Origin of the sequence: Agrobacterium sp. NPDC058088 (assembly GCF_042885035.1) — a bacterium.
Taxonomy (GTDB): Bacteria; Pseudomonadota; Alphaproteobacteria; order Rhizobiales; family Rhizobiaceae; genus Agrobacterium.
Window position 1 is genome coordinate 459,539 of record NZ_JBHVSU010000003.1, and the last position, 21,039, is coordinate 480,577.

General features: G+C 59.1%; 16 protein-coding genes. 5 read left to right on the plus strand and 11 right to left on the minus strand.

Annotated elements, in window-relative coordinates; translation table 11 throughout:
* The first annotated feature begins 240 nt into the window (after window positions 1-240).
* Complete coding sequence (locus ACFVTJ_RS12125; protein ID WP_386907634.1) at window positions 241-1,335, plus strand: TRAP transporter substrate-binding protein; 1,095 nt, start codon at window positions 241-243, stop codon at window positions 1,333-1,335.
* A gap of 279 nt (window positions 1,336-1,614) precedes the next feature.
* On the opposite strand, the gene ACFVTJ_RS12130 is transcribed toward ACFVTJ_RS12125, so the two are convergent.
* Together ACFVTJ_RS12130 and ACFVTJ_RS12135 are read right to left on the minus strand one after the other, a co-directional pair.
* Window positions 1,615-3,084: a TRAP transporter large permease subunit gene (locus ACFVTJ_RS12130; RefSeq protein ID WP_386907636.1), complete on the minus strand. Its 1,470-nt coding sequence runs from the start codon at window positions 3,082-3,084 to the stop codon at window positions 1,615-1,617.
* A gap of 32 nt (window positions 3,085-3,116) precedes the next feature.
* Window positions 3,117-3,656: a TRAP transporter small permease subunit gene (locus ACFVTJ_RS12135; RefSeq protein WP_386907638.1), complete on the minus strand. Its 540-nt coding sequence runs from the start codon at window positions 3,654-3,656 to the stop codon at window positions 3,117-3,119.
* 415 nt (window positions 3,657-4,071) lie between these two features.
* Between ACFVTJ_RS12135 and ACFVTJ_RS12140 the strand changes: the two genes are divergently transcribed.
* Window positions 4,072-4,296 (plus strand): aa3-type cytochrome c oxidase subunit IV, encoded by a 225-nt coding sequence (locus ACFVTJ_RS12140; protein ID WP_386907640.1) that lies wholly within the window; start codon window positions 4,072-4,074, stop codon window positions 4,294-4,296.
* A gap of 65 nt (window positions 4,297-4,361) precedes the next feature.
* Window positions 4,362-4,895, plus strand: a complete 534-nt coding sequence (locus ACFVTJ_RS12145) for a hypothetical protein (protein ID WP_386907642.1) — start codon at window positions 4,362-4,364, stop codon at window positions 4,893-4,895.
* A gap of 15 nt (window positions 4,896-4,910) precedes the next feature.
* Here the strand turns inward: ACFVTJ_RS12145 and ACFVTJ_RS12150 are convergent, their stop codons facing one another.
* A complete protein-coding gene (locus ACFVTJ_RS12150; RefSeq protein WP_386907644.1) occupies window positions 4,911-6,164 on the minus strand; it encodes an NAD(P)/FAD-dependent oxidoreductase in 1,254 nt (417 codons plus the stop codon).
* A 315-nt stretch (window positions 6,165-6,479) separates the two neighbouring features.
* Here ACFVTJ_RS12150 and ACFVTJ_RS12155 point away from each other — a divergent pair, with 315 nt between their 5' ends.
* A complete protein-coding gene (locus ACFVTJ_RS12155; RefSeq protein WP_386907646.1) occupies window positions 6,480-8,210 on the plus strand; it encodes a methyl-accepting chemotaxis protein in 1,731 nt (576 codons plus the stop codon).
* Between the two features lie 77 nt (window positions 8,211-8,287).
* Here the strand turns inward: ACFVTJ_RS12155 and ACFVTJ_RS12160 are convergent, their stop codons facing one another.
* From ACFVTJ_RS12160 to ACFVTJ_RS12195, 8 genes are all read right to left on the minus strand, one after another.
* The gene (locus ACFVTJ_RS12160) at window positions 8,288-9,598 is read right to left on the minus strand and encodes an LLM class flavin-dependent oxidoreductase (RefSeq protein ID WP_386907648.1); all 1,311 of its coding nucleotides are present in this window, start codon (window positions 9,596-9,598) and stop codon (window positions 8,288-8,290) included.
* A gap of 13 nt (window positions 9,599-9,611) precedes the next feature.
* Window positions 9,612-10,958, minus strand: a complete 1,347-nt coding sequence (locus ACFVTJ_RS12165; protein WP_386907650.1) for an MmgE/PrpD family protein — start codon at window positions 10,956-10,958, stop codon at window positions 9,612-9,614.
* Between the two features lie 4 nt (window positions 10,959-10,962).
* Window positions 10,963-11,763: an amino acid ABC transporter ATP-binding protein gene (locus ACFVTJ_RS12170; protein ID WP_386907652.1), complete on the minus strand. Its 801-nt coding sequence runs from the start codon at window positions 11,761-11,763 to the stop codon at window positions 10,963-10,965.
* Window positions 11,764-11,775: 12 nt separating this feature from the next.
* Complete coding sequence (locus ACFVTJ_RS12175) at window positions 11,776-12,558, minus strand: amino acid ABC transporter permease (RefSeq protein ID WP_386907654.1); 783 nt, start codon at window positions 12,556-12,558, stop codon at window positions 11,776-11,778.
* The gene (locus tag ACFVTJ_RS12180) at window positions 12,555-13,298 is read right to left on the minus strand and encodes an amino acid ABC transporter permease (RefSeq protein ID WP_386907656.1); all 744 of its coding nucleotides are present in this window, start codon (window positions 13,296-13,298) and stop codon (window positions 12,555-12,557) included. Before ACFVTJ_RS12180 ends, ACFVTJ_RS12175 begins: the two co-directional genes overlap by 4 nt.
* Before the next feature lie 252 nt (window positions 13,299-13,550).
* Window positions 13,551-14,390 (minus strand): transporter substrate-binding domain-containing protein, encoded by an 840-nt coding sequence (locus ACFVTJ_RS12185; protein WP_386907658.1) that lies wholly within the window; start codon window positions 14,388-14,390, stop codon window positions 13,551-13,553.
* A gap of 224 nt (window positions 14,391-14,614) precedes the next feature.
* A complete protein-coding gene (locus tag ACFVTJ_RS12190; RefSeq protein WP_386907660.1) occupies window positions 14,615-16,903 on the minus strand; it encodes an NADP-dependent malic enzyme in 2,289 nt (762 codons plus the stop codon).
* Window positions 16,904-17,062: 159 nt separating this feature from the next.
* The gene (locus ACFVTJ_RS12195) at window positions 17,063-18,037 is read right to left on the minus strand and encodes a LysR family transcriptional regulator (RefSeq protein ID WP_386907662.1); all 975 of its coding nucleotides are present in this window, start codon (window positions 18,035-18,037) and stop codon (window positions 17,063-17,065) included.
* A 325-nt stretch (window positions 18,038-18,362) separates the two neighbouring features.
* Between ACFVTJ_RS12195 and ACFVTJ_RS12200 the strand changes: the two genes are divergently transcribed.
* Window positions 18,363-20,792: a glucose/quinate/shikimate family membrane-bound PQQ-dependent dehydrogenase gene (locus ACFVTJ_RS12200; RefSeq protein ID WP_386907664.1), complete on the plus strand. Its 2,430-nt coding sequence runs from the start codon at window positions 18,363-18,365 to the stop codon at window positions 20,790-20,792.
* Window positions 20,793-21,039 lie beyond the last annotated feature (247 nt).

Below are 21,039 nucleotides of genomic sequence, written 5' to 3' on the forward strand. Positions count from 1 at the left end.
AGCATGTGTTTTGCATTCCGGCGGTCCCTTATGCGCCTAAAGTATAAGGTGGTGCCGGGATATTTCACTTGTAAATAAAATGGGAAGAAAAGTTCCGGAAAAGGCCGGTTTTTCCGCGGTTAATTCTTTGCGCTGGTGCTTGTCAGCTGGGCTGGAACCGTGCTTACTTCGCTACGATGCCTGAACAGCAACGAGGGGATTCAAAAGCTGCGGGCAGCGTTCATATCTGGGAGGATATAGATGGATCGCCGTTCCTTTATGAAAAAAGGTGCGCTTGCGGGAGCTGCTACAGCTCTGGCCGCGCCTGCCATTGCACAGCAGAATACCAAGATCAACTGGCGCCTGACGTCGTCATTTCCGAAATCGCTCGACACGATCTATGGCGGTGCCGAGGATATTGCCAAGCACGTCGCGGCAGCAACCGACGGCAATTTCACCATTCAGCCCTTTGCCGCCGGTGAAATCGTACCCGGCCTGCAGGCGGCCGATGCCGTGTCATCTGGCACCGTGGAAATGTGCCATACCTGCTCCTATTATTACGTTGGCAAGGATCCGACATTCGCCATCGGTACGGCGATACCCTTCGGCCTTAATGCCCGCCTGACGAACTCCTGGTTCTATGAAGGCAATGGCAACAAGCTGCTCAACGAATTTTACGCCAAGCATAATCTCTACGGCATGATCTCAGGCAATACCGGTGCCCAGATGGGTGGCTGGTTCCGCAAGGAAATCAATACCGTCGACGATTTCAAGGGCGTGAAGATGCGCATTGCGGGTCTCGCCGGCAAGGTGGTGGAAAAGCTCGGTGTCGTGCCGCAGCAGATCGCCGGCGGCGACATCTATCCGGCGCTGGAAAAAGGCACCATCGATGCGGCGGAATGGGTCGGCCCTTATGACGACCACAAGCTCGGTTTCCAGAAGGTCGCGAAGTATTATTATTATCCGGCCTTCTGGGAAGGCGGCCCGGTCATCCATTCCTTCGTCAATCTGGACAAGTGGAACAGTCTGCCGAAGAACTACCAGATGGTGTTGCAGGATGCCTGCGCTTTCGCCAACACCAGCATGATGGCGAAATACGACGCCAAGAACCCGATCGCCATCAAGCAACTGGTGTCGGAAGGCGCGGTGCTCCGGCCCTTCAGCCAGGAAATCCTGGAAGCATGCTATAAGGCGGCTCTCGAAGTTTACGCCAATATTTCGGCCACCAATCCAGACTTCAAGAAGATTTACGAGGATCAGGTCGCCTTCAAGCGTGAAGGTTACCTGTGGATGCAGCTTGCGGAATACACTTTCGATACATTCATGATGATCCAGCAACGTAACGGTAAGCTCTGATTAATCAGTGCCGGCGGCGGACCTGGCAAGGGCCTCGGAGATTTCGGTCTCCGGGGTTTTTGTTGTGCGTATGCCTTCATGTACCTGACCACAAAGGATGATTTACGATCAGGTCTGTTGTGAGCAAAAGCAGCAGGCTCCGTTACCAGCCGGAGTGTCGGCGGGGATTGGCCACGCCGACCTCGGTAGAGGCCTTGCTCTCAACTGTGGAGGCACGGGTGCACTCCTGTCTTCCACTCCGAAACTATAAATGTCTCATCCAGCCCTTGCGGACGACGGTCAAGGCCCGATCTTCGGTGGTTCGCCGAGGTTCGGCATGCCCGGCAACCCGCCCGGCTGGCCGAAATTGGGCATGGTGTTGCCGCCCTGATTACCGAAGGCGGGGATTTCGATCTTGATGGAGTTGAGGTCAACCTGCGGTGCCTTATCCAGCCAGTAGGTGACGGATTCCGGCCAAAAGATCACGATGGCGACGAGGATGAGCTGCATGCCGAGCCACGGGATGGCACCCATGTAGATATCCGATGTCTTGACCGAGCGCGGTGCAATGGAGCGCAGGTAGAACAGGGCAAAACCGAAGGGCGGATGCATGAAGCTCGTCTGCATATTGATGCAGATCAGCACGCCGAACCAGATCAGGTCGATACCGAGCGACTGGGCGATCGGCGCCAGCATCGGAATGACGATGAATGCGATCTCGAAGAAATCGAGGAAGAAGGCCAGGAAGAAGATGAAGATGTTGACGAAGATCAGGAAACCGATCGGGCCGCCCGGGATGCCCGACAGCATGTGTTCGATCCACAGCGAACCGTCCATGCCCTGAAAGACGAGGGAGAAGCAGGTGGCGCCAACCAGAATGAACACCACCATTGAGGTGATGTGCATGGTGGAATGCATACCCTGCTTGACGAGATCCCAGCTGAGGCGGCGGTGTGCCGCCGCCAGCGCCATGGCGCCAACGACGCCGAGCGCACCCGCTTCCGTCGGGGTGGCAAGGCCGAGGAAGATGGTGCCGAGCACGAGGAAGATCAGAACGATGGAGGGGATCATGCCCGCCAGCACGCGCAATACCAGCGCCCGGTTGAGTTCACCGCGCGCCTCCGGCGGCAGCGCCGGCAGGTCCTTCGGCCGTACGATCGACATCAGCAGGATGAACAGCATGAAGATCGCCACCTGCAGGATCGAGGGGCCGATCGCACCGAGATACATGTCCCCCACGGATTTGCCGAGCTGGTCGGCAAGAACGATCAACACGAGAGAGGGCGGAATGACCTGCGTGATCGTTCCCGATGCGGCGATGACGCCGGTGGCAAGCCGCGGATTATAACCATATTTCAGCATGATCGGCAGCGAGATGACGCCCATGGTGATGACGGAAGCCGCAACCGTTCCGGTGATGGCGCCGAGGATCGCGCCGACGATGATGACGGCGTAGGCGAGGCCGCCGGGAATGGCGCCAAACAGCTTGCCGGTTCCCTCAAGCAGATCCTCGGCAAGGCCACATCGCTCCAGGATCGCGCCCATGAAGGTGAAGAAGGGAATGGCGAGCAGCAGGTCGTTCGAGACGATGCCGAAGATACGCAGCGGCAGGGCCTGAAGAAAGGCCGGCGAAAAATGTTCGGTGAAGATGCCGATGACGCCGAAAACAAGGCCGACGGTGGCAAGCGAGAAGGCAACCGGGAATCCGTAAAGCATGAAGATGATCATGCCGAGGAACATCAGTGGTGGAAGAATACCATATTCAAACATGGGAAATATCCTGAAGGTTCAGATCGGCGCGATCATTGCAGGGGCTTTTCGTACTTCGTATCCAGCGCATAGAGCCCGTTGAGGGCACCGATGCGCTTGATGAGTTCGGAAAAACCCTGGAGAACCAGCAGGGCGAAACCGGCAAAGATGATGAGTTTCACCGGCCAGCGGATAAGGCCGCCGGCATTGGAGGACATTTCGTTCTGATGCCAGGACAGTGTGAACATGGGCCAGGAAAGCCAGGCGAGGTAAAAGCAGCCCGGCAGCAGGAAGAGTACGATGCCGACAATATCCACCCACAGGCGGCTGCGCGGCGAAATCGCGCCATAGATGATGTCCACCCGCACATGTTCGTTCATGCGCAGCGTATAGGATGCGCCGATCAGCACGATGAAGGCAAACATATACCACTGGATTTCCAGCCAGCCGTTTGAACTATAGTTCAAGGCGTAGCGGACCATGGCATTGCCGGCGCTGACGAGGCAGCAGATGAGCACGAGATAACCGGCAACCTTGCCCAGAGCTTCGCTAACAAGGTCTATCAGCGCGCTTAGTTTTAAAAGCGATTTCATTGCTTTCCCCTCTTCCCTTTTGCGGGCCCTTTGCGGGTTTATGGCGGAGAGCAAAGTCCGGCATACCTGCGGCGGCCGCGCCTCCACGCGCATCCGTTGCCACAGATTCCAGAGTTCCTCCCCACAGAATCCCGTGTAGGGTCAGGCGGCTGGAAAAGCAACCAAAACCGCCATGAAACAGCGCGGGGAAGCCGGCTTTTCAACCGTTTGCGAAAGAATGTGGCCATGTCGCACGCCTTGCCCGGCGAAACGGTCATGGTGCATGCCGTTGCTGCTCTTTCGCGCAGAACGCATTGCGCTTTTCGGCGACTTCATGTTACGTCTGGCTCCGGAGAATCCGACATGGACCTGTGACCGACCACGGGCAAATCGTCCCGAGCGACAGGCATGACGGATGGAGCAAAGGGGAAGCGAAATGAGCGAACATCACACGGGTCCGGTCGAAGTTGGCGCCGAGATGAACTACGCCGAGCACGAAAAGACCTATAGCGCTTTTCTGGCTATGACCAAATTTGGCACGATGCTGGTCTGCGTACTGATGCTGGCCATGGTTGCGGGTTTCTTCACATCCGCTGGCCTCCTTGGCGGCCTGGTCGTCTTCCTCGTGCTGTCAGCGGCGGGTTTCGTTCTGCTGCGCTAAATCCGTTCATGAGCGGTTTTCGAGACGGGAACCGGGCGACGCCGGATAACCGGAAGGGTCGAGCCATGAAGCGTCTGGTATATTGTCTGTTCCTTCTGGTGACGATCGCGCATCCTGTCTGGTCGCGCGATCTTTCGCCTGCCGAACAGGATGGTCTTCGCACGCAGATCGAGCGGTTCAGCTCGGCGTTGAATGCGCAGGATTTTGGAACTGTCAGCAAGACGGTGCCGCCGAAAGTCTTTGAATTCATCGCCAGCGAGGCAGGCATCACCGTGGAACAATTGCGTGGCGCTCTGACGGCGCAGATGCAGATGGCGCTCGCGGCGGTTAAGATAACCGAATTCACCATGGATACGCAGGCGATCAACCTTAAACAAACGCCTGACGGAACGCCCTATGCGCTTGTTCCGACGAAAACGGTCATGGAAGCCGGTGGCCAGACGATCGAGGCGAAATCCCATACGCTGGCACTGATGGATGGTGCGGAGTGGTATCTTCTGCGGATCAGCGACCAGCAGCAGGTCACCATCCTGCGCAAAGTCTATCCGTCCTTCTCCGAGGTGACGTTCCCTGATGATTCCATGCAGCAGGTGAAATAGGCCAGGCCCCCTACTTCAGGAAAACCGTCCCGGTCGGAACGGATCGACCGAGATTGCCGTCTCCTCGCCGCTGGCCAGTTGCGTCACCAGGCGGGCCGTGGCCGCCGATTGTGTTAACCCCAGATGGCCATGGCCGAAGGCATAGATCACGGAGGGCGTGGCACGGGCCGTGCCGATGACGGGAAGACAGTCCGGCATGGACGGGCGGAACCCCATCCATTGTTTTCCACCCTCCAGCTTCAGTCCGGGCAGGAAACGCCCGGCCTTCTTCAGCATCGCTTCGGCGCGGCGGAAATTCGGTTTCAGTTCGAGCCCCCCGAGTTCGACAGCCCCGCCGACGCGGATGCCAGTCGATAGCGGGGTGACGACGAAGCCATGATCGTTGAAATAAAGCTGGCGCGTCAGGTTGAATGCTCCAGCGGGCAGGGTGGTGTTGTAACCGCGTTCGGTTTCCAGGGGCACGATGTTGCCAAGCGTTGCAGCAAGTTTTTTCGACCAGGCGCCGCCTGCGATCACCACTTTGTCGGCGTCGATCTTGTCGCCGTTTTCAAGCGTCACGATCGTGCTCTCGCCGACGGCATCAATGCGTTCGGCCTCACCCTTGCGCAGGCTGGCGCCACGGGCAATCACCATATCGAAAATGGCACGCGTGAAATCATAGGGGTCGGAGACCTGCAAGCCATCGGGGGAGAATATGCCGTGGCGGAACTGCGGCGCGAGACCCGGCTGCAACGCATCGATTTCGTTTCGGCCGACACGTTCAAAGGTGAAGCCGGCGCTTTGTTTTTCATCCCAGTCCCTGCGAGCGGCGTTGAGACTCGCCTCGCTGTCGTAAAGATCGAGCGTTCCGGTTTTTGAAACGAGGTGCGAAAGCTCCGGCGTGGCGGCAACATGCGCCATTTCCAAGGCCGCCAGACGGTTGATTTCCGTCAGCGATTTCAGTCCGTGGCGGAAGTTCCGTTCGGCGCTGGCGCGCCAGAAACGCCATAACCAGGGTGCAATCTTGGGCGCATAGGCCGGCGGTACGCTGAGGGGGCCCAGCGGATCGAACAGCCAGCGCGGCGCTTTTTTCATAATGCCGGGTGCTGGAATGGGAATGATCTCGGGAAAAGCTAGAATGCCGGCATTGCCGGAACTCGCGCCCCGCGCAACCTCGCCACGCTCCAGAAGCACGACGTCACGTCCGGCATTCTGCAGATAGAGCGCCGCCATGGAACCGATAATGCCGGTGCCGATCACCAGCACATCGCATTTCAGGGTTTTGGTCATCGGCGCTCCTGCAATACATGTCTTTCACCCCGCCATAACAATGAATGCCGTTTCGATGAAAGGTCGGATCGCGCAGGCGACGCAGAAATATCAGCACTGTGGCAAATAAGCGGTCTTGAATAAACAGGGCGAATATTTAGGCGGCGAAGCAAGTTGGTAGTCGATTCAGGTTTTGATCGATAGTTATAAGCCATCATTAATCGCAATTTAACCGTGTCCGGCTAGTTTCGCGTCCAGGCAGATTGACCGTTCTTCATCCTTATATTTCAGGAATGAAAGGGTCCGTATATTGGTTATTGTTGGGGGTCCAAGAGTATGTCTCATTTTTCCAAATTTGGTCTGGACGCTTCTGCGGTGCTTGATGCGCTCAGCCGTTCATTGGCAATCATCGAGTTTGACCTGACCGGGAAGATTTTGAAAGCGAACGATAATTTCTGCAAAGCTATCGGCTATCAGCCGTCTGAAATCGTTGGCCGCTCCCACCGCATGTTCATGCCTCCCGAAGACCTGGCCTCGACGGAATACAAGGCGTTCTGGGCAAAGCTGTCGCGCGGCGAATATGACCAGGGTCAGTACCGGCGTCGGACCAAAAATGGCGAGGAAATCTGGATCGAAGCCTCCTATAATCCGGTGTTCCGTTTCGGCAAACCTTACAAGGTGGTCAAGATCGCAACCGATATCACCGTTATCAAGCGCAAGAGCGCCGAAGATGATGGCAAGCTCGCCGCGCTCTCCCAGGCGCAAGCCATTATCGAATTTACGCCTGGTGGAATAATCCTCGGCGCCAACGAAAATTTCCTCGCGACGCTCGGTTACACGGCGGAAGAAGTCGTCGGCAAACATCATTCGATGTTCTGCGAGCCAGCCTATGCCCAATCCCAGGATTACCGGGATTTCTGGAAGGAGCTTGGCAAGGGCCATTTCTCGACCGGGCAGTACATGCGACTTGGCAAAGATAACAAGCGGGTCTTTATTCAGGCTTCCTATAATCCCATCATCGACGACAGGGGTCGCGTCTTCAAGGTGGTGAAATTTGCTTTTGATGTGACGGACAGGATGCATGCGGTCGAGGAACTTGGGGCAGCACTCGAGCGTCTGTCCCAGTGCAATATCCGCGTCACGCTGGACAAACCCTTTGTCGGTGAATTGGAAAGGCTGCGTCTCGATTTCAACAAATCCATCGCCGAATTCCAGAAGACGCTGGAAAATGTCCTCGGCCAGACCGGCGATCTAACCCGCAGCAGTCAGGAAGTCAGCGAAGCCTCCGTCGATCTCGCCGAACGGTCGCGTGAGCAGGCGGTGGCGCTCGAGGAGACCTCGGCGGCGCTCGAAGAAATCACTGCGACCGTTCGCTCGTCGACGGAAAACATGAAAGAGACGCGCAAACTCGTTCAGAGTGCGCGGGCCTCCACCGTTGCTTCCACCGAAGTTGTGGAGCGCACGGTTGATGCCATGCAGCGTATCGAGACGGCCTCGCGGGAAATCAGCCAGATCATTGGCGTGATCGATGAGATCGCCTTCCAGACAAACCTGCTGGCGCTCAATGCCGGCGTAGAAGCCGCGCGTGCCGGCGACGCGGGCAAGGGCTTTGCCGTGGTGGCGCAGGAAGTGCGCGAACTCGCACAACGTTCCGCCAATGCCGCGAAAGAAATAAAGGCGCTGATCAACAATTCCGGCACCGAGGTTCTTGAGGGCGTCAGGCTGGTTGGCGAGACCGGTGAGGCGCTGAAGCAGATCGATGCACTGGTCCGGCATATTGACGGCAATGTCGACACGATTTCCAAGGCGGCAGACGAACAGGCCGTCGGCATCAGCGAGATCAATAAGGCGGTTAACCGGTTGGACCGGATGACGCAGGAGAATGCGGCCATGAGTGCTCGCACGACGGTCATCAGCACGACGCTGGCACAGGGTGCGGATGCGCTGGCACAGCTTGTCAGCCTGTTCAAGCTGAACCGCCGTGCGACTCAGCGTGAAGATGGATCGTCCATACGGCCCGATACGTCACCTCGGCGCGATCAGGCCTCCACAAGGGCGGCCGCATAAAGCGAGCGGCCTCGGACCGCTTTTCGTGGACAGGATTTGGTCGATGCGGATGCCTTTGATCGGGCATCCGCATGCCGTTATCCCCGCAGGGCCGGTCGCGAGATACCGAGATGGTCACGCAGCGTGGAGCCGTCGTAATCCTTGCGGAACAGGCCGCGCTCCTGCAGAACCGGCACGACCTCCTGGTTGAATTCCTCCAGCCCGCTTGGGAAGAAGGGTGGCATGACGTTGAAGCCGTCGGCCGCACCGTTTTCGAACCATTCCTGCATCCGGTCCGCCACATCCTTGGCTGTGCCCATGACGATATGGTGGCCGCGGCCGGCTGCGACGCGCAGTGCCAGTTCCCGGATCGTCAGTTTTTCGCGGCGTGCGAGCTCCGTCAGAAGTTCGGCACGGCTGCGTAGCTGGTCGGAGATCGGCAGATCGGGCAGGGGTCCGTCGAGATCGTAATCGGCAAGGCTGTGCCCGATGCGCTCTTCAAGCAGCGGCATGGCGCTCTTGATGTCGGTCCAGCGGTTCAGTTCCTTCAGTTTTTCGCCGGCCTCTTCGAAGCTACGGCCGATGATCGGCATGAACCCTGGCATGACGGCGACGCTTGCCGGATCGCGACCGAATTTCGCCACGCGCGCCTTGAGACTGGTATAGAAAGCCTGTGCTTCGGAAATCGCCTGCTGGGCGGTGAAGACGATATCGGCGGTGCGGGCGGCGAGATCCTGCCCCGGTCCCGAAGAGCCGGCCTGAATGAGAACGGGGTGCCCCTGCGGCGAGCGCGGAATGTTGAGCGGGCCCTTGACCGTAAAATATTTGCCTTTGTGGTCTAGGATATGGACCTTCTCCGGATCGACATAACGGCCTGCCTGCTTGTCCTTGACGAAGGCGTCATCGTCCCAGCTGTCCCACAGGCCACGAACGACGTTCACATATTCTTCCGCCACCGCATAACGCTCGTCATGCTCGGGATGGCTCTTGGAAAAATTAGCCGCCGTGCGGGCATAGGAGGTGGTCACGATATTCCAGGCTGCACGGCCATGGCTCAGATGGTCGATGGAGGCAAAGGCGCGGGCGGTGTGATACGGCTCGCCATAGGTGGTGGAGGCGGTGGCGGCCAGACCGATCTTGTCGGTCACCATGGCAAGCGCCGCCAGCAATGTCAGCGGCTCGAAGCGGGCGATCATTGACGGATGGGCATCAACGCCGCTGGTCAGCCCGTCGGCGAGGAATACCATGTCGAATTTTGCGGCTTCCGCCATTTTCGTGACGCGGGTGAGCAGATCGAAGTTCTCGCTGCCGGCCTCCGCATCGGGATGACGCCAGCCGGAAACGTGGTGCCCGGCGCCTTGCAGGAAAAGGCCGAGATGCATCTGTCTGTCGCGGGTCGTATTGGTCATGGGGTCATGCCTTCTATATGTCAGTTGTCAGAAGCGCTTCGAGCTTCCGGAGGTCGGCTGCGGTCTTCATGCTCCGCACCAGTGCCGGGATGCCGGCGAATTTTTCATTGCCGCCGGTGGCGTCGACGAATTTCTCCGTCGGGTCGTCAATGCCGGGCAGGCCGTCTATGCGGCGAGAGAGAACCGTACCGTCCCTTTTTGTCACGTCGATAACCACGAAACGGGTAGTCGGATCGGGCGAGAGGCGCCGCGCGGTCTCATCGTGCTGGCGTAAGACTTTTGCCGAAAGTGCGAGCAGGTCGGCACGGGCCGGGCTTTCATCGAAATGGCGGATGGTGAGTGAGCCATCCACAAGCGCTGCGGCAAAGACATATTCGGCGCTGAAGCGCGCATCGATGCCGGTGCCCGGTGTGGCCGAGCCGACCAGGGCGGCATCACCGCCGGGGGGGAAGGTGATGACGACCGTTTCGATCTCGTCGGGTGTCAGATCGTCGGCGCTGCGCAGCGCCAGCGCACCGACGGCGACGGGGTGGGCGGCAGTGCAACAGGGAAACGCCTTAAGGGTGAGGCCGGGCGAAACGATCTGCCAGGGCGCACCCCAACCGGAGAGAACCCGTTTTGGCTGCTCGGCGCCGAAGGCGAAGGCGGAGTAGAAGCCGATGGGGTTTTCCAGGAAATCCGGTGCGCCCTCGAAACCGGATCGTGCCAGCCGCGCGGCAGTGAGGCCGGCGCGTGTGGCGAGCCCGGCGTGCAGCGGCTTGGCATCGAACCCGAATTGCAAACGAAGCCCGGCCGATTGCGTGGCTGCGAGGCCGAGTGCTGTGGCCGTGGTCTGCGGATCGAATTTCAGGAGATGGGCGATTGCCGCTGCAGCGCCGATGGGGCCAAGTGTGGCGGTGGCGTGGAAGCCGTTTTCGTAATGCTTTGTGCCAAGCGACAGGCCGATCCGCGCCATGGTTTCAAGCCCGACGATATAGGCGGCGATGAAGGCATCCGCCGTTGATCCCTCTTCGACCGCAATAGCCAGCAAAGCCGGGATGATGGCGACAGTGGGGTGGCCGCGCACGCTGCCATGCACATCGTCATAGTCGAGCACATGGCCGGCATGGCCGTTGATAAGGGCGGCGGTAAAGGCGTCCGTGCGCAGATCGTGGCCGATGATTCCGGCAGCGCCTTGTGTGCCTGATGTGAAGGTATCGATCAGGGTTTTCGTGCTTCTGTCGGCAGCGCCGCCCAGCACGCAGGCAAAAAAGTCTATCAGCGCCGTGCGGGCGATCGTCACTGCCTCTTCGTCGCGTAGCGGATCGGAAGCGGCGATGGCTTCGGCAAGACGAAGCGTGAGTTTTTCCTCTGTGGTCATGGCGTCAGATTCCTTCGCCGTCATTCACCCGCGCCACCTGCCCGCCAAGACCCTTGACGAAGGCGTTGATGCGCGGATTGGTCGACTTGTAGAAGATGTGCTCCGGCGTGCCCTGATCGACGATCAGGCCGTTTTCGGTAAAGACGATATTGTCGCTGATTTCTTCGGCAAAACGCATTTCGTGCGTGACGAGAATGCTGGTCATGCCATCATTGACGAGATCGCGGATGACGGCGAGCACTTCACCCACGGTTTCCGGGTCGAGCGCGGAGGTGACTTCATCGAACAATACCAGTTCCGGCCGCATGGCAAGCGCACGGGCAATGGCCACGCGCTGCTGCTGGCCGCCGGAAAGCTGGCCGGGATAGGCATCGACCTTCTGGGAAAGGCGCACCTTCTCCAGCAATTCCCGGGCATGGCGTTCGGCGTCTGCCTTTTGCGTGCCGAGTATTTTGATCGGCGCGATGGTGATGTTTTCCATGACAGTCAGGTGCGGGAAGAGGTTGAACTGCTGGAATACGATGCCGATGCGCTTGCGCAGAGCGATGCGTTCAGCCTCGGTCTTCAGCTGGTCTACCCGGGTGCCGCCGACGGTTATCTTGCCAGATTGCGGAATGAGAAGGCCGTTGATGCAGCGCAGGATCGTGGACTTGCCGGAGCCGGAAGGCCCGATGATGGAAACGGCGTCACCTTTGTTGACCGTGAGGTCAATGCCTTTCAGAACCTGATTGTCACCGAAGGAGAGGTGAATCCCTTCGAGTTCGACAAGCGCTTTGGCAGCGGTTTGTGGTGCAGGTGCGGACATGGCTTTTTCCAATTAGCGGGAGGCGAAGCGCCGTTCCAGGCGCTGCGTGAAACGGGAGACGGGATAGCAGAACAGGAAGAATGCCATCAGGACGGTGAGATAGATCACGACGGTGAAATCATTGCGCTGCACGGCGGTGCTGGCGTCGGTCGCCGCATGCAGAAGCTCGTGGACGCCAACCAGTGAGGCGAGCGCCGTGCCCATGGTGATCGACGCATAAAGGTTCATCCATGGCGGCAGCGAGCGCTTCACGCATTGCGGCAGGATGATCCAGCGTAGCGTCTGATTGCGGGAAAAGCCAAGCCCTTGCGCCGCTTCCCATTGGGCAGTCGGAATGGACTGGATGGCGCCGCGGGTGATTTCGGCGATATGGGCGCTAGCCGGAATGGCAAGCCCGACGACCGCCTTGATCCAGTCGGGGAAGGGAATGTAATGCCCGAAAGCGACGATCTCGAAGGGGAAGATGTAGGTCGCGGCAAAAATCAGCACCAGATGCGGCGCGTTACGGAAGATTTGCACATAGGTAAGCGCCGGCGCGCGCACGAGACGATAGGGCGCAAGTTCCATGATGCCGAGCAGGACGCCGATGAAGGTACCGACGGCGATTGCCAGAATGCTGATCAGCACATTCATGGCGAAACCCTTGGCCAGATAGGGCAGCCATTGCAGCAGCACTTGACCGAGCGACGGGTCTAGGATCAGCCACAGAATGACCGATATCACCACGCCAAGCAGCAGGATGGTGCCGAAAGGCGGCTTCTTTACCGCCCGTGCTGGAGAAACCACCGCGCTCATTGGCCGAACCCCGGAACCGCAAGACGCCGCTCCAGCCAGAGACCGGCCCTTGCGACGATGAAATTGATGACGCTGAAAAACATGAGGATGACGAGCATCAGCTCGACCACATTGTCGCGCTGCGTCCAGATCAGGATCGAGGCATAGGTGATTTCACCGACCGCAATTGCAGAGCCGACCGTGGTGAGCTTCACCAGGTTGACGAGATTGTTGATGATGGAGGGCAGCGCTGTGCGGATCGCCAGCGGAAATTCCACGTAACGCAAAATCTCCAGCGAACTGAAACCGATAGCGCGCGCCGCCTCAATGGTCGTGGCCGGCACCGCCTCGATGCCGCCGCGCAACGCTTCCGCATGAAAAGCGGCAACGTGCAGACCGGTGATGGCAACGACCCAGAAAAAAGGCGTCAGCGGGTTGTTCTGCGCGCCGCCCAGCGCATTGGAAATCAGCATGTTGAGCACGAGGAACCCGCACATCAGTTGCACCAGCGTCGGCGTGTTGCGTGTCAGTTCAACATAGGCGCGCACTGGCCCCGCGAGCCAGGTCTTGCCCGATGTCAGCATGGCCGCGAAAATGAAGCCGAAGACGAGGCTGAGCGGCAAGGTGACGGCGACGAGGATGAGCGTCATCTTCATGCCATCTAGCCAGATCTGAACCTCGTAACCGCTGTTCAGAAAATCATAGTTGAGGCCCAGATGCGCGGCGAGTTCAATGAAGCGCGCTGTAAAAGAATCCTGCATCGGAAATCCATGCTGTTATTGCTGATGTCGCCCGGCGGGCGACGCCAGAATGGCCTGCCTTGTTATAAAGCAGAAAAGAAGCGCGGATGCACCCCGCTTCCGTCATTCCGCCTTGGGCCGGAGTCCAGACGATACGCTTTTTCGCAGCGCAACGAACCCCGTCAGGCCATGGATCCGGGCTGGTTGGATGCCGGCTCAAGGCCGGTATGACGGCAGTGGAACACGCAAGCGCCGCACTGCCGCGCCGCGCCTTTACTGCGCGGCGGAAAGCTTCTTCTTCTGCTCTTCCATGTAGCCGATGCTTGGCAGGCGGTTGGCCTTGGCGAACTCGATCATCTTGCCGGAAGCGTGCAGCTCCTTGACGATCTTGTCGAGAGCGGCCTGCGTGTCAGCTTCGCCCTTGCGTAGCCAGATCACGGAGTCGGAGGGAATGAGGTCGGTGGGGATGAGGATGCCATAATCCTTCCACTCATCGGCGCGGTCCTGAAGCATCAGGCTCAGCGTGCCGTTGACGTGAACGGAGACATCGCAATTGCCGCCCTTGAGCGCCAACAGCGATTCCGGCTGGCTTGGCAGTGCCTTCACCTGCGCGCCGTACTGCTCAATGAGTGGCTGGGTGTAGTTGGAGCCCTGCGAAACGCAGGCGATCTTGCCCTTCAGGTCCGGCCAGTCCTTGATTCCGCTATCCTTGCGGCCGATGGCAGCGCCACCCTGGCGGTCATAGGGGGTCGGGATGTAATCGAGCGTTTTGGCGCGCTCTTCCGTGTATTGCATGTTGGCGATCAGAATATCGACCTTGCCCTGCTGCAGGAACTGCACGCGGTTGGGCGGGGTCACAGTTTCTGTGACTAGTTCAACGCCGAGACCGGCGGCCAGCGCCTTGGCGACATCGATGTTGAGGCCCTTCTGCTCCTGCGTCTTCGGATCAATGAAGCCGAATGGCGCGCCGGACAGGATCACGCCGACGGTGAGCTTGCCGCGACCCTTGATCCGGTCAAGCGTCGCATCCGCGTGAGCGGCGCTCGCCATAGACGCGATGAGGACGGTTCCGGCGATGAGTTTTGCGGCGAATTTGGGGAGGGAGAGGGCCATGGGTATTTCCTTTTGCTTGTGGCTGGAACCTACATGACGCACTCGCAGAGAGCGAGAATTGGCATTGCGCAAAAAATACTATGAATAGAAACGAGTTCCAATAATGTTGTCAGACAGAAAAAATATCCTAAGAATTTAAAATCGTAGAATCTTGTTCTTTAGGTCTTAGCTGGGTGCGGCTTGGTTCAACCAAGAGGCGAGAAGCAAGCCGCACTGCCTGTCAATTATCGTCCGGCATTATAGGCCGCGATTGCTGCCATGTTGACGATGTCGCTGTCTTTCGCACCCATCGAGGTGATCTGCACCGATTTGTCGAGGCCGACGAGAAGAGGGCCGATCACGGTAGCACCGCCCAGTTCCTGCAACATCTTGGTGGAGATGGAGGCGGAATGGATGGCGGGCATGACCAGCACATTAGCGGGGCCGGAAAGGCGCGCGAAGGGATACTGGCTCTGCATTCGGTGATGGTTCAGCGCCACATCCGCCGACATTTCGCCATCGACCTCGAAATTGACGTTGCGCTTGTCGAGGATTTTCACCGCGTCACGCACCTTGTCGGACCGTTCGCCGACCGGCTGGCCGAAGGTGGAATAGGCGAGCATCGCGACGCGCGGTTCATAACCGAAACGGCGGGCGAGGCCGGCTGCTTCTTCGGCGATATCGGCAAGGTCTTCCGCATTCGGCATGTCATGCACGGCGGTATCTGCCACGAAGACGGTGCGGTTGCGCGACACGACCAGCGAAACGCCGATAACGCGGTGGCCGGGTTTGGTGTTGATGCAGCGGCGGATATCTTCAAGCGCCGTGGAATAATTGCGCGTCACGCCTGTCACCACCGCGTCCGCATCACCCATCGCCACCATACAGGCGGCGAAATGGTTGCGGTCGTTGTGGATCAGGCGCTGCACGTCGCGGAGCAGGAAGCCGCCGCGCTGCAGCCGCGCATAGAGATAATCGACATAGGCCTCGACGCGGCTGGAGAGGCGGGCGTTGGTGATCTCTATATTGGCGCGGTCCAGATCGATGCCGGCGCGCTCCGCATTCGCCTTGATGATATCGTCACGACCGAGCAGGATGGCGGTGCCAAGCCCTTGAGCGGTAAACGAAATCGCCGCGCGCATGACCTGTTCTTCTTCCGCCTCGGCAAAAACGACGCGCTTGGGCGAGCGGCGGACCCGCTCGTAAAGACGCTGTGTGGTCGAGGCCATCGGGTCACGGCGGGCGGAAAGCTCGCGGGCATAGGCGTCGAGATCGGGTATTTCGCGCTGGGCGACGCCGGTTTCGATGGCGGCTTTTGCCACGGCGACCGGAATGGCCGAGATCAGGCGCGGATCGAACGGAACCGGAATGATATATTGCGGCCCGAAACGCGGGCGGTTGCCTTGATAGGCGGCGGCCACATCGTCAGGCACGTCCTCACGAGCAAGATCGGCCAGGGCCTGCGCGGCGGCGATCTTCATCGCATCGTTGATCTGGCGCGCACGCACATCGAGCGCGCCGCGGAAGATATAGGGAAAGCCGAGGACGTTGTTGACCTGGTTCGGATAATCGGAACGTCCAGTCGCCATGATGGCGTCGTCGCGGATGCGCGACACTTCTTCCGGCGTGATCTCCGGGTCGGGATTGGCCATGGCGAAAATGATCGGCTTCGGCGCCATGGAGCGGATCATTTCTTCGCTGAATGCGCCCTTCTGGGAAAGGCCGAAGACCACGTCTGCACCCTTCATCGCTTCTGCCAGCGTACGATTATTGGTCTTGACGGCGTGGGCGGATTTCCACTGGTTCATGCCTTCGGTGCGGCCCTGATAGATCACGCCCTTGGTATCGCAGAGCGTGATGTTTTCCGGGTTGAAACCCATGGCCTTGATGAGGTCCATGCAGGCAATCGCCGCAGCGCCGGCACCATTGCAGACCAGCTTCGTGGTCTTGAAGTCGCGGCCGGTCAGTTCGATGGCGTTGATGAGGCCGGCGGCGGCGATGATGGCGGTGCCGTGCTGGTCGTCATGGAAAACGGGAATGTCCATCAGCTCGCGTAGGCGGCTTTCGATGATGAAACATTCCGGCGCCTTGATGTCTTCGAGATTGATGCCGCCGAAAGAGGGGCCGAGATAACGCACGCAATTGATGAATTCATCTGCGTCTTCGGTATCGACTTCAAGATCGATGGAATCGACATCGGCGAAGCGCTTGAAGAGGACCGATTTGCCTTCCATGACCGGCTTGGAGGCCAGCGCGCCGAGATTGCCCAGCCCGAGGATGGCGGTGCCGTTGGAAATGACGGCCACCATGTTGCCGCGCGTCGTATAATCGTAAGCGCTCGCCGGATTTTCGGCGATGGCTTTCACCGGCACAGCCACACCGGGCGAATAGGCAAGCGACAGATCCCGCTGTGTTGCCATCGGTTTCGTCGGGGTGATTTCCAGTTTGCCCGGCCTGCCCTGCGCGTGAAAATCCAGGGCTTCCTGATCCGTAACCGATGTTCTTGTGCTAGCGGGCTTTGTCGTGTCGGACATGGGCTGAGTGTGCTTTCCTGTCGTTATCAGTATAAAAATATTCGTTGTTGTTAGGGTATTTTTTGCACGCCTGCCAAGCCTTGAATGTTGTTCAGTGCAGCAAATTTAAGCGTGATGAAATCTGCGGCCGATTCAATCGATTAAGTCCGCGTTTCCCTGTCATAGGCTTGGCTGGTAAGCTTGGCGGACCATATTCACGAAGGCATCGACGTGGAGAGCAAACGGGCCTCGCCTGACGACCAGAACGCAGTCAGACCATGCATCGGCGCTGTCGATCGGCACGCCGGCAATGCCCCGTGTGGAGCGCACGGTGCTTTCCGGCAGGATGGAAATTCCCGCACCCGCTTCCACCAGCGCAAGGATGGTATTGATGTTGGCGATACGCATGCCGATTTGCGGTTCGCAACCGGCATCCTCGAAAAGCGTTAGCGCGTTGCTGCTGAGGCCGAGACCGATCTCGTCGATCGGCAGCAGCAGTTTTTCCCGCGCGATATCGTTCACCGAAACTCGCGAGCGGCTGGCAAGTGAATGCTGTTCCGGCAGGGCAACGCAAAGCCTTGAGCGATCGAAGGGCATCGCGCGCAAAGTCTGCGGCAGCGAGGGAAGAGGGGAGCGGATGAATGCAACGTCGGTCTTGCGGTTCGCCACCTGCTCGATCAGCTGTTCCATTGTCATGCCGGGCAACAGTTCGAGCGTCACATCGGGGTGTTCATCGCCATAACGGGTAATCAGCTTCGGCAGTTTGCGTTCCGCCATGACACTGGTGCCGTATCCAATGCGCAATGTGCCGAGCTGGCCGCGCCTGATCTGCTGCGCCTTTTCCAGCGCGCCTTTGGTGCGGGCAATGATCTCTTCCGCCTCGATGAGCATGGACTGGCCAGCCGGCGTGAGTTCTACCCCGCGATTGATGCGATGAAAAAGCTTGAAGCCCAAATTTTCCTCCAGCTGACGGATACGCTGGGTCACGGCGGGCTGGGCGATGCCGAGCTGCACGGCGGCGGCGCGAAAGTTTCTGGCCTTTGCGGCTTCCACGAATATGGTAAGTTGGCGAATATCCATCGGCGGACCGGTCTTTGGGTTGTCGGGCTTGGTGTGATATAAGTAAAGCTTATCAAAATTGACCATCTTGCGCATTGTCATCTTGTCGCAGGCGACGTTATACCGCAGCCAGTGTTTCGCTCGTTTTTGCCGCTTATGCAGGCTTTTGCGATGCGGACCGGGGAGGATTTGTTCAAGCATCTCGTCCGCCGTCCATAGGGCCGGCGGTTACTGCAGTGAATGGGTCAAAAATGACAGTCACGACGGAAGTCTTCCCCACCATAGTTCCCCGTTCAGCCGCGCCGCCTCCGGCGCCCCTTCGCCTGGCCGCAGTGGCGGCGGACTGTCCGGGCTATGCCGGACACTGAACGATCATCGGGCTCAAGCCTTCTGGGCAGCTCTTCCAACCGGACATTTCTTCATGAGTAATCCAGCAAATTCACTATCGCTTCCAGCCAGATTATGGCTGTTGGTGCTCGGCGCGGTCATCGTCGCTGCGGGCCTGTTCTTCGCCATTGGCGGCGGCCAGCTCGTCGCCCTCGGCGGCAGCCTTTATTTCATTGTGGCGGGTATCGCGCTGATAGCCTCCGGCCTGCTTATCCTGCTGCGCAAGCCCACCGGCGCATTGATCTTCGGCCTTGTCGTCATCCTTAGTGGCGTGTGGGCCGTCTGGGAGGCCGGGTTGCACTTCTGGCCCCTTATCTCGCGCCTGCTGGCATTAGGTGTGGGTGCAACGGTCGTCGCGCTATCCTATCCGTTGCTGCGTCGCGCGGCTGGCAAAACGCCGGCCTATGGTACGTCCTTTGCCCTTGCCGCCGTTCTGGCCATTGCGTCTGGTGCCGGTTTTGCCGGCATGTTCGTTGCGCATCCGACCGTCGCGTTTAATGGTGAGGTTGCAGCGCTGACGCCGGTAACCCCGGAAAAAGAACAGAAGAACTGGGAACATTACGGTAACACGGCTGGCGGCAGCCGTTTCGTGGCGCTTGATGAAATCACCCGCGACAACGTCAAGAACCTCGAAGTCGCCTGGACCTACCACACCGGTGATACCCCGATCAGCCCCGGCGCGAATGGTGCGGAAGATCAGGAAACCCCGCTGCAGGTTGGTGATACGGTGTTCCTGTGCACGCCGCACAACAATGTCATCGCTCTTGATGCCGATACCGGCGCAGAGAAGTGGAAGGCGGAAATCAACGCCAAATCCTCCGTCTGGATGCGTTGCCGCGGCCTCGCTTACTTCGATGCCAAGGCGCCGTTGAAGCAGCCGACTGCGCCGGGCTCCACGCCCGTCACGCCGGCGGTGGTGGCCGAAGGCGCGCTTTGCCAGCGCCGTATTCTGATGAACACCATCAATGCGGAACTCATCGCGCTTGACGCTGACACCGGCGCATTTTGCCCCGATTTTGGCACCAATGGCCGCGTCGATCTGAAGATCGGTATGGGTGACGCGCCTGATCCGCAATATGTGCTGACATCGGCACCCACGCTGGCCGGCACGACTGTCGTTGTCGGCGGCCGTATCGCCGACAATGTGCAGGTGGACATGCCCGGCGGTGTGATGCGCGGTTTCGACGTGGTGACGGGCGAGCTTCGCTGGGCTTTCGACCCCGGCAATCCTGATATCACCAAGCTGCCGCCCGAAGGACAGACCTATACGCGTTCCACGCCGAACGTCTGGGCATCCATGTCCTACGATCCGGACCTGAACACCGTCTTCATGCCCGTCGGTAGCCCTTCGGTCGATCTTTATGGGGCGACACGTACGCCACTGGACCATAAATATGGTGCCTCAATGCTGGCGCTTGACGCCACGACCGGTCGCGAAAAATGGGTTTACCAGACGGTTCATAACGACCTCTGGGACTTCGACGTTCCAATGCAGCCGAGCTTCGTCGATTTCCCGAAGGCTGACGGGACGACTGTCCCGGCGCTCGTCTTCGGCACCAAGGCAGGGCAGATCTACGTGCTTGACCGCGCGACGGGCCAGCCGCTGACCAAGGTGGAAGAGGTTCCCGTTAAGGCCGGCAATATTCATAACGAGCCCTATGCTCCCACACAGCCGCGTTCCGTTGGCATGCCGCAGATCGGTGCGCAGACACTGACGGAAGCCGATATGTGGGGTGCAACCCCATTCGACCAGCTTTTGTGCCGCATCGCCTTCAAGGGCATGCGTTATGAAGGCCTTTATACAGCGCCCGGCACGGATCTCTCGCTCGCCTTCCCGGGCTCGCTCGGCGGCATGAACTGGGGCGGTCTTTCGACCGATCCGACCACCAATACCATCTTTGTTAACGACATGCGTCTTGGTCTGTGGATCGAGATGAAGGAAGCCGCCCCCACCAAGGCCGTTGCCAGCGGTGGCGAAAGCGTCAATACCGGCATGGGCGTCGTTCCGATGAAGGGCACACCCTATGCGGTGAACAAGAACCGCTTCCTGTCGGCTCTCGGCATTCCGTGCCAGGCGCCGCCCTATGGCACCATGACCGCGATTGACATGAAGACCCAGCAGATCAAGTGGCAGGTGCCGGTTGGCACGGTCGAAGATACGGGTCCGCTCGGCATCAAGATGGGTCTGCCGATCCCGATCGGCATGCCGACGCTCGGCGGTACGCTCGCCACTCAGGGTGGGCTGCTCTTCATCGCCGGCACGCAGGATTATTATCTGCGCGCCTTCGATACGGCGACCGGCAAAGAAGTCTGGAAGGCCCGCCTTCCGGTCGGCAGCCAGGGCGGTCCGATGAGCTACAAGTCACCGAAGACCGGCAAGCAATATGTCGTCATCTCGGCCGGCGGCGCCCGCCAGTCTCCGGATCGTGGCGACTATGTCATCGCTTATGCGTTGCCGAACTGATCCTTGTGGTTCAACACTTTGAAAAAGAAACCCCGGGAGATGATTCCGGGGTTTTTCTTTGTCTGCGTTCAGGAGAGCCGCCTTTTGCGCGGAACCTCGCCATCATCCTCGCGTTAGGAAAACAGGCCTGCCGGCAACACGCCGCCATTCACCAAGCTTTCACAAGGCGAATTTATGAGCTTGAACTTGTCCGCCCGTGAACCGATGATGGCGGTATTTCGAAATATGTATATTGTCCGGCGCGCCG